13 protein-coding genes and 1 pseudogene are annotated in these 13,457 nt (G+C 64.2%); 9 read left to right on the forward strand and 5 right to left on the reverse strand.

Annotated features, from left to right (window positions below):
* Positions 1-31: 31 nt before the first annotated feature.
* The 7 genes from EJ073_RS04250 to EJ073_RS04280 all read left to right on the forward strand — a co-directional run bounded on the left by EJ073_RS04250 (position 32) and on the right by EJ073_RS04280 (position 7,025).
* A complete protein-coding gene (locus EJ073_RS04250) occupies positions 32-1,189 on the forward strand; it encodes a D-alanyl-D-alanine carboxypeptidase family protein (RefSeq protein ID WP_126054595.1) in 1,158 nt (385 codons plus the stop codon).
* A gap of 63 nt (positions 1,190-1,252) precedes the next feature.
* The gene (gene tmk / locus EJ073_RS04255) at positions 1,253-1,927 is read left to right on the forward strand and encodes a dTMP kinase (protein ID WP_126054596.1); all 675 of its coding nucleotides are present in this window, start codon (positions 1,253-1,255) and stop codon (positions 1,925-1,927) included.
* Positions 1,924-2,979: a DNA polymerase III subunit delta' gene (locus EJ073_RS04260; RefSeq protein WP_126054597.1), complete on the forward strand. Its 1,056-nt coding sequence runs from the start codon at positions 1,924-1,926 to the stop codon at positions 2,977-2,979. The genes tmk and EJ073_RS04260 overlap by 4 nt, the downstream gene beginning before the upstream one ends.
* Positions 2,980-3,062: 83 nt before the next feature.
* On the forward strand, positions 3,063-4,613 hold the full coding sequence (metG, locus tag EJ073_RS04265; RefSeq protein WP_126054598.1) for a methionine--tRNA ligase: 1,551 nt from the start codon (positions 3,063-3,065) through the stop codon (positions 4,611-4,613).
* Positions 4,613-5,407, forward strand: coding sequence for a TatD family hydrolase (locus tag EJ073_RS04270; protein ID WP_126054599.1), 795 nt, complete (start codon positions 4,613-4,615; stop codon positions 5,405-5,407). The genes metG and EJ073_RS04270 overlap by 1 nt, the downstream gene beginning before the upstream one ends.
* 3 nt (positions 5,408-5,410) lie before the next feature.
* On the forward strand, positions 5,411-6,229 hold the full coding sequence (locus EJ073_RS04275; RefSeq protein ID WP_126054600.1) for an MBL fold metallo-hydrolase: 819 nt from the start codon (positions 5,411-5,413) through the stop codon (positions 6,227-6,229).
* Positions 6,230-6,260: 31 nt separating this feature from the next.
* Positions 6,261-7,025: an alpha/beta hydrolase gene (locus tag EJ073_RS04280; RefSeq protein ID WP_126054601.1), complete on the forward strand. Its 765-nt coding sequence runs from the start codon at positions 6,261-6,263 to the stop codon at positions 7,023-7,025.
* 84 nt (positions 7,026-7,109) lie between these two features.
* Here the strand turns inward: EJ073_RS04280 and EJ073_RS04285 are convergent, their stop codons facing one another.
* Positions 7,110-7,928 (reverse strand): DUF3658 domain-containing protein, encoded by an 819-nt coding sequence (locus tag EJ073_RS04285; RefSeq protein ID WP_126054602.1) that lies wholly within the window; start codon positions 7,926-7,928, stop codon positions 7,110-7,112.
* Positions 7,929-8,059: 131 nt separating this feature from the next.
* Here EJ073_RS04285 and EJ073_RS04290 point away from each other — a divergent pair, with 131 nt between their 5' ends.
* Complete coding sequence (locus EJ073_RS04290) at positions 8,060-8,971, forward strand: agmatinase (protein ID WP_126054603.1); 912 nt, start codon at positions 8,060-8,062, stop codon at positions 8,969-8,971.
* Positions 8,972-8,987: 16 nt separating this feature from the next.
* Here the strand turns inward: EJ073_RS04290 and EJ073_RS04295 are convergent.
* The 4 genes and pseudogenes from EJ073_RS04295 to EJ073_RS04310 all read right to left on the reverse strand — a co-directional run bounded on the left by EJ073_RS04295 (position 8,988) and on the right by EJ073_RS04310 (position 12,057).
* A pseudogene (locus EJ073_RS04295) lies at positions 8,988-9,865 on the reverse strand (aldose 1-epimerase family protein).
* A 168-nt stretch (positions 9,866-10,033) separates the two neighbouring features.
* The gene (locus EJ073_RS04300) at positions 10,034-10,750 is read right to left on the reverse strand and encodes a Bax inhibitor-1/YccA family protein (protein WP_126054604.1); all 717 of its coding nucleotides are present in this window, start codon (positions 10,748-10,750) and stop codon (positions 10,034-10,036) included.
* 21 nt (positions 10,751-10,771) lie between these two features.
* Positions 10,772-11,542 carry an anti-sigma factor gene (locus EJ073_RS04305; RefSeq protein ID WP_126054605.1) on the reverse strand — a complete coding sequence of 257 codons (771 nt, stop codon included), beginning with the start codon at positions 11,540-11,542 and terminating at the stop codon, positions 10,772-10,774.
* Complete coding sequence (locus EJ073_RS04310; protein ID WP_189347396.1) at positions 11,539-12,057, reverse strand: sigma-70 family RNA polymerase sigma factor; 519 nt, start codon at positions 12,055-12,057, stop codon at positions 11,539-11,541. The genes EJ073_RS04305 and EJ073_RS04310 overlap by 4 nt, the downstream gene beginning before the upstream one ends.
* Positions 12,058-12,253: 196 nt before the next feature.
* Between EJ073_RS04310 and EJ073_RS04315 the strand changes: the two genes are divergently transcribed.
* Positions 12,254-13,438: an amino acid aminotransferase gene (locus EJ073_RS04315; protein WP_126054607.1), complete on the forward strand. Its 1,185-nt coding sequence runs from the start codon at positions 12,254-12,256 to the stop codon at positions 13,436-13,438.
* Positions 13,439-13,457 lie beyond the last annotated feature (19 nt).

The following is a 13,457-nucleotide window of genomic DNA, read 5'->3' on the forward strand; positions in this document are numbered from 1 at the left end:
CTGCCAATACCGGCTAACGGGTCGAGCCCTTATGCAGTTTCGCCTTTTTCCGCCCCTCGCTGGGCTTTGCCTGTTGCTGCTTTCCCTGATCCCGGCCAACGCACAGCTTTTCGAAACCAAGGCGGCGCAAGCCTTCATGATCGATGCCGACACCGGCACCGTGCTGTTCGCCAAGGATGCCGACAAGCCCATCCCGCCGGCCTCGATGGCCAAGCTGATGACGATGGAAGTGGTCTTCAACGCCATCAAGTCCGGCCGCATGACGATCAACGACACGTTCCTGGTCAGCGAGAACGCCTGGCGCACCGGCGGCGCGCCGTCCGGCACATCGACCATGTTCGCCAAGCTCAAATCGCCGGTTCGCGTCGAGGACCTGATCCAAGGCGTGACGGTGCAGGCCGCCAATGACGGCTGCATCGTGCTGGCCGAGGGCATGGCCGGCTCGGAGGCCAATTTCGCCGTGCAGATGACCGAGCGCGCCCGCGAACTCGGCCTGCAGAAATCGACCTTCGTGAACGCCACCGGCCTGCCGGCAGACGGCCAGCAGACGACGGTTCGGGAGCTTGCGCAGCTGGCGCTGCATATCTGGCGCGACTACCCCGATTTCTATCGCTACTACGGCCAGGCGGATTTCACCTGGAACAAGATCACCCAGAAGAATCGAAACCCGCTATTGGCCATGGGCATCGAGGCCGATGGCTTCGTCGCCGGCATGAGCGAGGCGGCTGGCTTCGGCATTGTCGGCTCGGTCAGCCACAACGGTACCCGCGTCATCGTCGCGATGAGCGGGCTGGCGAGTGATCGCGAACGCTCCGAGGAGGCGCGCAAGCTGCTCGACTGGGGCGTCCGCTCATTCCAGAAGACCGAGATCTTTGCCAAGGACGAGGTGGTCGGCGAGGCCCAAGTGTTCGGCGGCGCCAAATCCGGCGTGGCGCTCAAGGCGAAAGGACCGATCGATATTTTCCTGCCGATCGCCAACCGCGACAAGCTGACCGCAAGAATCGTCTATGACGGGCCGGTCTCGGCGCCTGTGGAGGAGGGGCAGCCGGTGGGCAAGCTGCGCGTCTGGATCGGCGACACGCTGAGCCAGGAGACGCCGCTTTTCGCCGCCGAAACGGTCGGCGTCGGCACGCTGCCGCAGCGCGCGCTCGATGCCGCCAAGGAACTGGCCGTCGGCTGGCTGCGTTAGCGCATAGACCTTTTATCGGACGAGGGCTATGACAGCGTCCAGCATGGGCAGAGGCTTTTTCCGGTGACGAGCGGATTTTTCATCACCTTCGAAGGCGGCGAGGGGGCAGGCAAGTCGACGCAGATCGAGCGGCTGGCAAAGCGGATGCGCGCCAAGAAATATGACGTCCTCGTCACCCGCGAGCCCGGCGGCTCGCCGGGCGCCGAGGCGGTGCGGCATGTGCTGCTTTCCGGCGCCGCCGAGCCCTTCGGCCCCAAGATGGAGGCGCTGCTGTTCGCCGCCGCCCGTTCCGACCATGTCGAGCAGGTCATCCGGCCGGCGGTCGAGCGCGGGTCGATCGTGCTCTGCGACCGCTTCATCGATTCCTCGCGTGTCTACCAGGGCGTCACTGGTGGTCTCGATCCAGCCTTCATGGCGACGCTGGAGGAGGTCGCCATCAACGGCATGGTGCCCGACATGACGCTGATCTTCGACATCGATCCCATCGAGGGCCTGCGGCGCGCCACCGCCCGCCGCGGCGCCAATGACGGCCCCGACCGCTTCGAGAAGGAAACGCTCGATATCCATCGCCGCCGGCGCGAGGCCTTTCTCGCCATCGCCGAGGCCGAGCCAGAGCGTTGCATAGTCGTCGACGCCTCCGCCGACCCAGAGACGGTTGAGAATGTCGTCACCGCCGCCGTCTTCGCGGCGCTGGAGACGATAACGCCGGCCGAGAAGCGGCAGACAGCGACGGCATGATCTTCGAACGCATCGCCCCCGAGCAGCACGACACGCTGGACGGCGTGCCGGAACCGTCCGAGACGGCTCGCCTTGTCGGCCACCATCAGGCGGCATCCATGCTCGTGGCGGCCTATCGCGCCGGCAAGCTGCCGCACGCATTGATCCTTGCCGGGCCGGTCGGCATCGGCAAGGCGACGCTGGCCTTTCACCTTGCGCATCATCTCCTAAGGCATCCGGCCTTCGAGCGGGCGCCGGAGACGATCGCCCAACCTGACCCGGCCTCATCCTTGTTTCGCCAGATCGCCACGGGGGCGCATCCTTCGGTGCTGCACCTGACCCGGCCGGCCAACGACAAGACCAAGAGCTTCAAGACGGTCGTCACCGTGGACGAGATCCGCAAGGTCAGCCGCTTCCTGTCGATGACCTCGCACGACGGCAGCTACCGCATCGTTATCGTCGACCCGGCCGACGACATGAACACCAATGCCGCCAATGCCTTGCTGAAGAATCTGGAGGAGCCGCCGGCGCGCACGCTGTTCATCCTGATCGTGCATGCGCCGGGCAGCCTTTTGCCGACCATCCGGTCGCGCTGCCAGATGGTGCGGCTGACGCCGCTCGGCGACGAGGAGTTGATGACCGTTCTGCAAGGCATCGAGCCGCCGCCACCCGAGGAGCCGGCTGCGCGCGCGGCACTTGCGGAGCGGGCAGGCGGCAGCGCCCGCAACGCGATCCTTCTGACCCAATATGGCGGGCTGGAGATCGCGGCCGCGCTCGACGCCCTGGTTGCGGCGAGGAAGGGCGACGTCGCCGGCGCCCACCGGCTTGCCGAGGCGGTTGCCGGCCGCGACCAGGCGATCCAGTTCGACATCTTCAACCGACACGCGCTTGACCTGTTGTCCTCACGCGCCAGCGAGGCGGCACTCGCCGGCGATCTGGCGCGGGCCAAAGCCCTGTCCGAAGCTTGGCAGGAAGCCCAGAACGCTATATCTGAGACCGAGACCTACAATCTCGACAAGAAGCAGCACGCTCTGATCATGATCGACCGCCTGAATTCTGCGATGCGAATGTGATGGCCCGCTCGGGATGGCAATCGCCATGCCGATAGGATATCCACCCCCACAACTCACATTCAGACTTTCATGACGGTTCATTCATGTCACGCGACACATTCTACATCACGACCGCGATATCCTACCCGAACGGCAAGCCGCATATCGGCCATGCCTACGAGCTGATCGCCACCGACGCGCTCGCCCGCTTCCAGCGCCTTGATGGCAAGCAGGTCTTCTTCCTCACCGGCACCGACGAGCACGGCATCAAGATGCTGCAGACGGCGCGCAAGGATGGCCTCTCGCCGCGCGAACTCGCCGACCGCAACTCGGCCGAATTCAGGCGCATGGCGGCGGTGCTCAACGCCTCCAATGATGATTTCATCCGCACCACCGAGGAGCGCCACTACGCGTCCTCGCAGGCGATCTGGAAGGCGATGGCCGCCAATGGCGATATCTACAAGGGCGGCTATGCCGGCTGGTATTCGGTGCGCGACGAGGCCTATTACGGCGAGGAGGAGACCGAGGTTCGGGCCGACAACGTCCGCTACGGGCCGCAGGGGACGCCGGTCGAATGGGTCGAGGAAGAGAGCTATTTCTTCCGGCTTTCGGCCTATCAGGACAAGCTCACAGCGCTTTACGAAAGCCAGCCCGACTTCATCGGCCCCGCAGAGCGGCGCAACGAGGTGATGAGTTTCGTCAAGTCGGGGCTGAAGGACCTGTCGGTCTCGCGCACCACTTTCGACTGGGGCGTGCCGGTGCCCGGCGACGAGAAGCACGTGATGTATGTGTGGGTCGACGCCTTGACCAACTACATCACCGGCCTCGGCTATCCCGATGAAAACGCTGAGAATTGGAAATTCTGGCCGGCGGATGCGCACATCATCGGCAAGGACATCGTGCGCTTCCATGCCGTCTATTGGCCGGCCTTCCTGATGTCGGCGGGAATCCCGCTGCCCAAGCGCGTCTTCGGCCACGGCTTCCTGTTCAACCGCGGCGAGAAGATGTCGAAGTCGGTCGGCAACGTCATCGACCCGTTCACCATGGCCGAGCACTACGGCGTCGACCAGGTGCGCTATTTCTTCCTGCGCGAGGTGCCATTCGGACAGGACGGCAACTACAGCCATGAAGCGATCGTCAACCGCACCAACGCGGATCTCGCCAACGGGCTCGGCAATCTGGCGCAGCGCTCGCTGTCGATGATCGCCAAGAACTGCGGCGGCGTGGTGCCGAAGCGCGGCGAATTGACGGAGGCCGACGGCGCCATCCTCGATCAGGCGGTCGAAGCGCTGGCGACGGCACGCAAGGCGATGGCGGAGCAGGGCATCCATCTGGCGCTGGCGGCGATTTTCGGCGTGGTGGCGGAAGCCGATCGCTATTTTGCTTCCCAGGAACCCTGGGCGCTGCGGAAAACCGATCCCGTGCGCATGGAGACGGTGCTGTGGACAACGGCAGAACTCGTCCGGCGGGTGACGGTGCTGTGCCAGCCCTTCATTCCGGGATCTGCCGCGAAGCTGCTCGACCTGCTGGCGGTACCGGCGGACAAGCGCAATTTCGAGCATGTCCATGCCGACCATGCGCTGGTGCCGGGCACGGCCCTGCCGGCGCCCGAGGGCGTGTTCCCGCGTTATGTCGAGCAGGATGCCAAAGCCTGATGCTGGTCGACAGTCATTGCCATCTCGACTTTCCGGACTTCGCCGAGGAGCGGGCGGCCATCGTCGCCCGCGCCCTCGCGGCCGGCATCGGCCGCATGGTGACGATCTCGACACGTGTGAGGCGGTTTCAGCAAATACTTGAAATTGCTGAGACTTTTGATGAGGTCTATTGCTCGGTCGGCACCCATCCACACAATGCGGCGGAAGAACTCGACGTGACCGCCGACGAGCTGGTGCGCCTTTCCGCGCACCCAAAGGTGGTGGCGATCGGCGAGGCCGGGCTCGACTATTTCTACGACCGCGCCCCGCGCGATGCGCAGGCGCAAGGTTTTCGCACTCATATCGCGGCGGCGCGCCAGACCGGCCTGCCGCTGGTCATCCATTCTCGCGATGCCGACGACGACATGGCCGCGATCCTCGAAGACGAGACAGGGAAGGGCGCTTTCCCCTTCATTCTGCATTGTTTTTCGTCGGGGCGCAGGCTGGCCGAGGTCGGCGTCGCGCTTGGCGGCTACGTCTCGTTCTCCGGCATCCTGACCTTCAAGAACTCGACCGATTTGCGCGCCATCGCCGCCAACGTGCCGCGTGACCGGCTGCTGGTCGAAACCGATGCGCCTTATCTCGCGCCGATCCCGTTTCGCGGCAAGCGCAACGAGCCGGCCTATGTCGCCAACACCGCCAGGGTGCTGGCCGAGACGATCGGCGTCGGCGAGGCCGAGATCGCCGATATCACCACGGACAATGTCTTCCGGCTGTTCCGGAAGATGCCGCGCCCCGACGCGCCGGGCGCCTGAGGCATGAGCGACCGGCTGCGCCTCACCATCCTCGGCTGCGGCTCGTCGCCCGGCACGCCGCGCATCACCGGCGACTGGGGCGATTGCGATCCCGCCAATCCCAGGAACCGGCGCATGCGCGCGGCCGCGCTGGTCGAGCGGGTCGCGGCGAACGGTGGCCGCACAACGGTCGTCATCGACACCGGGCCGGATTTCCGCGAGCAGATGCTTCTGGCGTCCGTCAAACGCATCGACGCGGTCGTCTACACGCATCCGCATGCCGACCATATCCACGGCATCGATGACCTGCGCGGCTATGTGCTGGAACAGCGCCACTTGATTGACATCCACGCCGACCAGCCGACGATGCAGCGCCTGCGTGAGGCGTTCAGCTATTGTTTCGAGACGCCGCCGGGCAGTTCGTACCCGCCGATCGTCAGGCCGCATCTCATCGACCATGCCAGGCCGGTGGTGATCGAAGGCGAGGGGGGTCCCCTCACCCTCGAGCCGCTGCCGCAAATCCATGGCGACATCATCTCGCTTGGCTTCCGCGCCGGCGGGCTCGCCTATTGCCCTGACATCAGCGACTTCCCCGACGCCACCGCCGAGCGGCTGCGCGATCTCGATATGCTGGTGATCGACGCGCTGCAGTACAACACCCATCCGAGCCATCTGTCGCTCGGCCAGGCGCTCGGCTGGATCGACAGACTGGCGCCGAAAAACGCCGTGCTGACGCACATGCATGTGCCGCTCGACTATGCCAAGGTGATGGCCGAGACGCCGGATCATATCGTGCCGGCATATGACGGCATGGCGATTGAAATTACTTACGAATCCGAATGATAGGTGACGTCTTTCATAGAGGCTGTGAGCCATGAAGTCGTTCAAACTGCCCAGAGATCAAGGAAACTTGCTCTATCATGATATCCTGGGCGCCGGTGTCCCGCTAATTTTCGTTCATGGCCTTGGTTGCGCTTCTTCCTGCGACTATCCGCGCGTCGCCTGCGATGCTGCGCTGATGGGCAAGCGAATGGTGCTGGTCGATCTGCTTGGATTTGGTTTCAGCGACCGGCCGGCTGACTTCAGCTATACGATCGATGATCAGGCGCGGATTTTGGTGGAACTTATCAATGAGTTGGCCCCCGAGAGGCTGGATCTATTCGGCCACAGCATGGGCGGTTCCATTGCTATCGTTGCTGCAAGCCTGATTGGCGATCGCGTCCGGAACCTCGTTTTGAGCGAGCCCAATCTCGATCCAGGTGGAGGCTTCTTCAGCGGGAAAGTCGCCGGCATGGACGAGGTCGACTACGTGGCCCATGGCCACGAGGATTTGGTGAGAATGTCCAAAGCGGACGGCAATGGCATCTGGGCAGCTTCGTTGTCGGTCAGCGCCCCATATGCCGTTCATCGGGCAGCAACATCACTGATCGTCGGCAGCAATCCGTCCTGGCGTGAATTGCTTGTTGGGATGACGATGCCAAGGACTGTTATCTTCGGCGAAGAGTCCTTGCCGGACGAAGATACCCAACGTCTGTCCCAACTGGGAATCAACGTCTGTGTCGTGCCGCAAGCCGGACATGCCATGGCCTGTCAAAACCCGGCGGGGTTGGCGAAAGCGTTGCGGCAATCGACCTCCTGATCGGCGCATCGCCCTAAGTATCAGTTCCATAATCTATCTTATGCGACTTTCTGATGTGTATCTCGGAGATGGCGAAACGCCATGTTATCCGGTCCCGCTCGCCAACCGTACGGAGCTGTTGCGCATCCGCACGCCGTCGCCCTTCATCTCAAAAACGCCCTCGTCGACAAGTGCTCGGACGCGAGACCAGAGCACGAGATCTCCACAGTGAAGGCCATCGTCCCCCAAAGCGACAAGGATTTTGGCGACCACAAGACTGCATTTCTCCCAATCGTCCGTCACATGTGACGTCACCGCTTTATCGAAATACCTGATGGGCTCTGAATGAAGGCCAAGGTCGGCTGCGACGCGAAAAGCTGCATTCTCAGCACGAAGCCTTTTCCATAAATCGCGGTAAACCTGCAACTCCTTTCCGGTCAAAGTCGTCTGACGTTCCAAGAGCCGCGCTCTGATAATACTATCTGACGGCACGAGCCCGAACGATCCTGCCCGCCAGGTCGTAGACTCGGACCCATCGGACGTCCGAGTGAACTCGACCTCGGTTATGTCGACCACTCGAAATGGATGATCGCCAATCCGCGAAACAAATTCGAGGAAGCCTGCAAATTCCATAGCGCTTTGCCGACATACCCATGCGACCGGCGCGATGTCCCTGCCCGTTGCGCGGCTCCAGAAAAGATCGGTCTCTTGTTCGAGGTCCGGCTGCCTTTCGAAGCCCAATGTGTCTTCCATCCATCGGGCGCGAATATCTGCCGCGGGCGGGTCGATAGGGCCAAAGCTCAGGTCGTCCGGCAACCCGATGACGGTTGCGTTCAGGCCCATATGAGCGAGGGACCAACGCAGGCTGCCGGCGGCCGACGTATTGAAGACCACGTGAACAACAGGTTTTTGAGGCGTTATCATCCACAGACACCACTGCTCGTCTGACTTCTCAAGGCACGATCGCGTAAAGTATTTCAAAACTCCAGGGTGAAGTAACTACCTGCCCCAAGCCGCTGGCGCCCACGAACTTTACAACGAAGGTCCACAAAGAAATGACCGCTGCACCTTCCTTTCTCGGCTTTCCCGATCACCTCGCTGATGGCCACTTGCCCCGCGCGGTCATCTTCGGCGCCGGTCACGGCAGCACCTACCCCGGCAAGGACAGCAGCGGCTATGCCTTGGCCGCCGACGCCATCCGCGCGGCGAGCCAGGACGACGCCCGTCTGGTCGGGCACTGGGATTTCGATCTCGGCGGCCCGCTGTTCGACGGCAAGCCGGCCTGCTGCGTCGACGCCGGCAACATCTTGACCACCATGCGTGACAATGCTGGAAACCGGGCGCGGATCGAGGTCAAGACACGCGAGGTCCTGGCTTTGCCGGCCGTGCCGATCCTGCTCGGCGGTGACGATTCTGTGCCCATTCCCTTTCTCGCCGGTTTTGCCGACCACAGGCCGGTCTGGGTCCTTCAGATCGACGCCCACATCGACTGGCGCGACGAGGTCGACGGCGAACGCTACGGCTATTCGAACCCGATGCGCCGGGTGAGCGAGATGGCGCATGTCGCCGGCATGGTGCAGGTCGGCATCCGCGGTGTCGGCAGCGCCGGCCTCGCCGAGATCGAAGCGGCGCAGCGCTTTGGCAGCCGTTTCGTGACCGTCCGCGAGGTTCACGCCCAAGGCATCGACGCCGCTCTGCGGCATATTCCAGAGGGAGCACCGGTCGTCATCACCCTCGACTGCGACGGCCTCGACCCCTCCATCATGCCGGGCGTGGCTGCACGGTCGCCTGGCGGCCTCACCTACACGCAGGTGATCGACCTGATCGCGGGCCTCGGCAGACGGGCCGGGATCGCAGGATTCGACCTAGTCGAACTCTACCCTCCCGCCGACAATGACGGCCTGTCGGCGCTGACTGCGGCGCGCCTTCTCGTCAATGTGATCGGCGCCATCGTCCGGCAGGTTTGAAAACTCGCGGCGGGCTTCACATCGTCAACAGGTCGACCTGATAGCTGAGGGTTCGCTTGGCACCCGGCTCGATCAGCATCACGCCCGGTTTGTCGGTGAACTCATCATCGAAATCGATCGGGCTAGCGATGCCATGCCACGGCTCGATGCACAGGAACGGCGCCCCGCCCGGTTTGGACCAGATGCCCAGTTCGTTAAACCCCTGCCAAGACATTTCGATCGCTGGCCCGCGCTCTGCGGCATAGCGCACGCTGGGGCTGGCCGGGCGATCCAGGATAACGGCGTCGTCGTCGAAGAGCCGCTCGGTGAGCGCGAGCGTCCTGCCTTCGATTGGCGTGGGCTGGAGCGTTGGCAATAACAGGCCGTCCTTCAGGCGGCGGATCGGCGAGGATTCATTATCGGCAAAGGTTAGCCGATAGGCTTGCTTGGTCTGATCCGGATCTAGCGACCAGTTGAATGCCGGATGCGCCCCGACCGAGGCCGGCAACAACTCGTCGCCTGTGTTTGTGACCTCGAAGCTCACGCCAAGCCGGCGAGGGCCGACGCTGTAGGTGATGGCGAGGCGAAAGGCGAATGGATAGCGAGCTCGCGTCTCGGCGTCGTCAGTCAGGACCAGCGTGCAGGAAGAAGCCCCTGCTCCGCCCAGGCGAACCGCCTGTCGCGGGCAAAGCCATGTTGCGTCATCGCATAGCTTTGCCCACGATGGCGCAACTGGTCGCCTTTCAACCGGCCGACGATCGGAAACAGCACCGGCGAGTGACGCCGCCATTCCGGGCCGGCTTGCCACAAAAGCTCTGTGCCCTCGGCATTGCGCAAGGAAACCAGTTCGGCCCCCTGCCCGACTATCGTCGCCGAGATGCCGTCACCATGAAGCGTCAGGCTGTCCTGTTCCATATGTCCTCGCGGCTGGCTGGCATGGCCGGCAGGCTACCAAAGGCTTTCGGTGAAACTCAAGAGCCGACGCTGTCGCGATTTCACGCCGGCCACCGTCCGAACGAAACGTGGCCGGAGGTTTCCCTCCGGCCACGACCAGGCTCGCAGTGTTGCCTGCTACGGTCCGGTCTATTCGCGTTCGCCAGTGAAGTTCAGCAGCAGCTGGAAGATGTTGACGAAGTTCAGATAGAGCGAGAAGGCGCCGAAGACGGCGAGCTTCTGCCGCGATTCCGCGTCGAAATTCTCGGCGTACTGCTCCTTGATCGTCTGCGTGTCCCAGGCGGTGAGCCCGATGAACACGGCGATGCCGATCACCGAGATGGCGAACTGCAGCGCGGTCGAGCCGAGGAACAGGTTGACGAGGCTGGCGATCACCACGCCGATCAGGCCCATGATCAGGAACGACGAGAACTGCGTCAGGTCGCGCTTTGTCGTATAGCCGTAAAGGCTTGTCGCGCCGAACATGCTGGCGGCGATGAAGAAGGTGCGCGCGATGCTGGTGCCGGTGAAGACCAGGAACACCGAAGCCAGCGACAGGCCCATGACGGCGCAGAAGGCCCAGAACATCGCCTGCGCGCTGGCCGCCGACATGGTCTGCATGCGGAACGAGAACAACAGCACGAAGGCGAGCGGCGCCAGCATCACCACCCATTTCAACGGGCTGGAGAAGATCGGCACGTAGAGCGCCGGCGTCGAGGCCACGGCGAAGGCGATGGCGCCGGTGACGATGAGGCCAAGGCCCATATAGTTGTAGACGCGCAGCATGTGCTGGCGCAGGCCCTCGTCGTAGAGGGCGCCGGCTCGGGCGCCGCTGCCCACGCGATATCCCAGATTGGGGGTATTCATCATCGGTCTCCTTGGTTGGTCTCAGTAAAGCGTGCGGGCCAGCGTTTCGGCGGCCCGGTCGAGGTCGCGCGCATCGCTGCGCGCGACCACGGCGTAGGCGACCTCGCCGATCTGGAAATAGGCCGAGGAAATATCGCCCGAGGGCGCGACGGCCGGCTTCACCACGTCGAAGGTTCCGGGCCTGATCGCGAACAGTGAGACCAGGCCGAGATCCTTGGTCTCGAGCGCCATCTCGACGCTCGGGCCGAAGCGCGACGGATAGATCTGCACGTCGCGCACCTTCCAGTCGCCTGGCAGCGACGGCATGACGATCGCGGTCGCGGCACGGATTTCGCCGGGATTGTAGTCCGGCGCTTCACGCTGGGAGGTCATCGCCTCGCGCATCAGCGTCGTCCGGTGCGCCCTCACCGCCTCCTCGACATAGGCCGGCGGCTGCGTGGAAGCGACAACCTTGGTCACCGCGACGGGTCCGAAAATGCCGTTCGCCAGCCAGCCGGCCGCGACCAGGATGGCCGCCGCCGCCGCCCGCTGCAGCACGGAAAAGATGCGGTCCCTGGTCAGTCCGCGCTCCAACCGTCGTGCCGCCTCGGCGGTCGCCGGCCGCGCCATGCCCTTGCCGGCGAGCGCCACGCGCAGCTCGTCGCGCGTCCGAAGGTCGGACATCACGCGCGCCGCGACCTCAGGCTGGGTGGACAGGAACGCCTCCACCTCGATGCGGCGGGCCACCTCCATCTGGTCGTCGACATAGGCGTCGAGATCGGCGTCGGTCACGGGATCGAGCATCGCATTCATCGCTCACCTTTGACGATCCTGAGATGGTTCCTGCCGACCGGCGCGGCCTCCTCCATCTCGCGCAGTGCCGCCCGGGCCCGGCCGATGCGTGACATCAACGTTCCCAGCGGCACGCCACTGACCTCGGCCGCCTGGGCGTAGCTCAGCCCCTCGATGGCGACGAGATGCAGCGCCGACCGCTGCTCCTCCGGCAGGGATAAAAAGGCCGTCCGCACCTGCGCCAGACGGACCGAATGGTCCTGGGGCGCCGGGGAGGTGCTGTCGGCAAGGTACCCGGCCTGCTCGACTCGCGCCGCTTCCGACCGGCGCGAGCGGACACCATCGATGAAGGCGTTGTGGACGATCGCAAGCAGCCAGGCGCGAAGGTTGCTGCCGGCACGAAAGGTACCGCGCCGCTCATAGGCGCGCACCAGCGCGTCATGCACCAGGTCCTCGGCCTCCGTGCTGTCGCGCGTCAGCGAGCGCGCATAGCGGCGCAGCGAACCGAGCTGTCCGACAATATCGAAGCGTGGCATCGACCGTTTCATGCCCTGTTTACGGAGCAGGGCAAGGTTTTAATCCGGCTACAAGCGATTTTTGTCCGATCTGGCGAACGACGCCGATGTGACAGGAACGTGGAGGGCGGCGCAGCCTCAAGATTGATGCAATCGAAAAGCGCTGGCGAAGCGCTGCCGTTTTGCGTATCACTCCGCCGCCATTGGAGCCGTATCGATGTTTGAAACCCTGCAGCCCGCCCCCGCCGACAAGATCCTTGCGTTGATTGGCCTTTATCGCGCCGATCCGCGTCCGGGCAAGGTCGATCTCGGCGTCGGCGTCTACAAGGATCGCGACGGCAGGACTCCGGTGATGCGCGCCGTGCGCGAAGCCGAGAAGCGGCTGCTTCAGGGCCAGGACACCAAGACCTATCTCGGCCTTGCTGGCGACACTGCCTTCGACACGGCGATGGCCAAGCTCACCTTTGGTGACAATGCGGACCTGTCACGCATCCGCACGGCGCAGGCGCCGGGTGGCTCTGGCGCGCTCAGGCTCGTGGCCGAGCTTTTGCAACGTACCCGAGCCGGCGCGACGGTGTGGCTGTCCGATCCGACCTGGCCGAACCACATGCCGGTGATGCGCGCCGCCGGTCTGCAGATCCGCGACTATCCCTACTTCGACGCCGCTTCCGGCTCGGTGCGCTTCAAGGACATGGTGGCGGCCCTGCGGACGGCTGAGCGCGGCGACGTGGTGCTGCTGCATGGCTGCTGCCACAATCCGACCGGCGCCAATCTCGATGCCGCGCATTGGGCCGAGGTCGCCGACCTGGTCGTCGAGCGCGGCCTGCTGCCCTTCGTCGACATTGCCTACCAGGGCTTTGGCGAGGGCCTCGACGCCGACGCCGCGGGCGTGCGGCTGCTCGCGGCAAAAGTCCCGGAAATGGTCGTCGCCTCGAGCTGCTCGAAGAACTTTGCCGTCTACCGCGACCGCGTCGGCGCGGCGATGATCCTGGCCAAGGACGGTGCGCACGCCGATGTGGCGATGAGCCAGATGCTGTCTGCGGCGCGCGCACTCTATTCGATGCCGCCGGACCATGGCGCGGCGGCGGTACGCATCGTGCTGGAAGACGCCGCTTTGCGCGCGGACTGGCAGGCGGAACTAGAGGAGATGCGGCTGCGCATGCTGCGGCTGCGCGTCGCCTTCGCCGAGGCGCTACGCCGGCAGTCCAATTCCGACCGCTTCGATTTCGTCGCCAGCCATCGCGGCATGTTCTCGCGCCTAGGCCTTTCGGAAGCTCAGGTCGAGCGGCTGCGCACCGAGCACGCCGTCTATATGGTCGGCGACAGCCGCATCAACGTGGCCGGCCTGCCCGAGGACGGGATGGACGCGCTCGCAAAGGCGATCGTATCGGTTCTGGACTGAGCCGCCGCGCAGCTGTGGA

This window comes from Mesorhizobium sp. M4B.F.Ca.ET.058.02.1.1 (assembly GCF_003952505.1).
Lineage (GTDB): Bacteria > Pseudomonadota > Alphaproteobacteria > Rhizobiales > Rhizobiaceae > Mesorhizobium.

What these genes read in the sequence shown, in the direction of transcription:
- EJ073_RS04250 (WP_126054595.1), top strand. Translation starts at nt 32, where the DNA reads ATGCAGTTTCGCCTTTTTCCGCCCCTCGCTGGGCTTTGCCTGTTGCTG.
- EJ073_RS04260 (WP_126054597.1), top strand. Translation starts at nt 1,924, where the DNA reads ATGATCTTCGAACGCATCGCCCCCGAGCAGCACGACACGCTGGACGGC.
- metG (WP_126054598.1), top strand. Translation starts at nt 3,063, where the DNA reads ATGTCACGCGACACATTCTACATCACGACCGCGATATCCTACCCGAAC.
- EJ073_RS04270 (WP_126054599.1), top strand. Translation starts at nt 4,613, where the DNA reads ATGCTGGTCGACAGTCATTGCCATCTCGACTTTCCGGACTTCGCCGAG.
- EJ073_RS04275 (WP_126054600.1), top strand. Translation starts at nt 5,411, where the DNA reads ATGAGCGACCGGCTGCGCCTCACCATCCTCGGCTGCGGCTCGTCGCCC.
- EJ073_RS04280 (WP_126054601.1), top strand. Translation starts at nt 6,261, where the DNA reads ATGAAGTCGTTCAAACTGCCCAGAGATCAAGGAAACTTGCTCTATCAT.
- EJ073_RS04285 (WP_126054602.1), bottom strand. Translation starts at nt 7,928, where the DNA reads ATGATAACGCCTCAAAAACCTGTTGTTCACGTGGTCTTCAATACGTCG.
- EJ073_RS04290 (WP_126054603.1), top strand. Translation starts at nt 8,060, where the DNA reads ATGACCGCTGCACCTTCCTTTCTCGGCTTTCCCGATCACCTCGCTGAT.
- EJ073_RS04300 (WP_126054604.1), bottom strand. Translation starts at nt 10,750, where the DNA reads ATGAATACCCCCAATCTGGGATATCGCGTGGGCAGCGGCGCCCGAGCC.
- EJ073_RS04305 (WP_126054605.1), bottom strand. Translation starts at nt 11,542, where the DNA reads ATGAATGCGATGCTCGATCCCGTGACCGACGCCGATCTCGACGCCTAT.
- EJ073_RS04310 (WP_189347396.1), bottom strand. Translation starts at nt 12,057, where the DNA reads ATGCCACGCTTCGATATTGTCGGACAGCTCGGTTCGCTGCGCCGCTAT.
- EJ073_RS04315 (WP_126054607.1), top strand. Translation starts at nt 12,254, where the DNA reads ATGTTTGAAACCCTGCAGCCCGCCCCCGCCGACAAGATCCTTGCGTTG.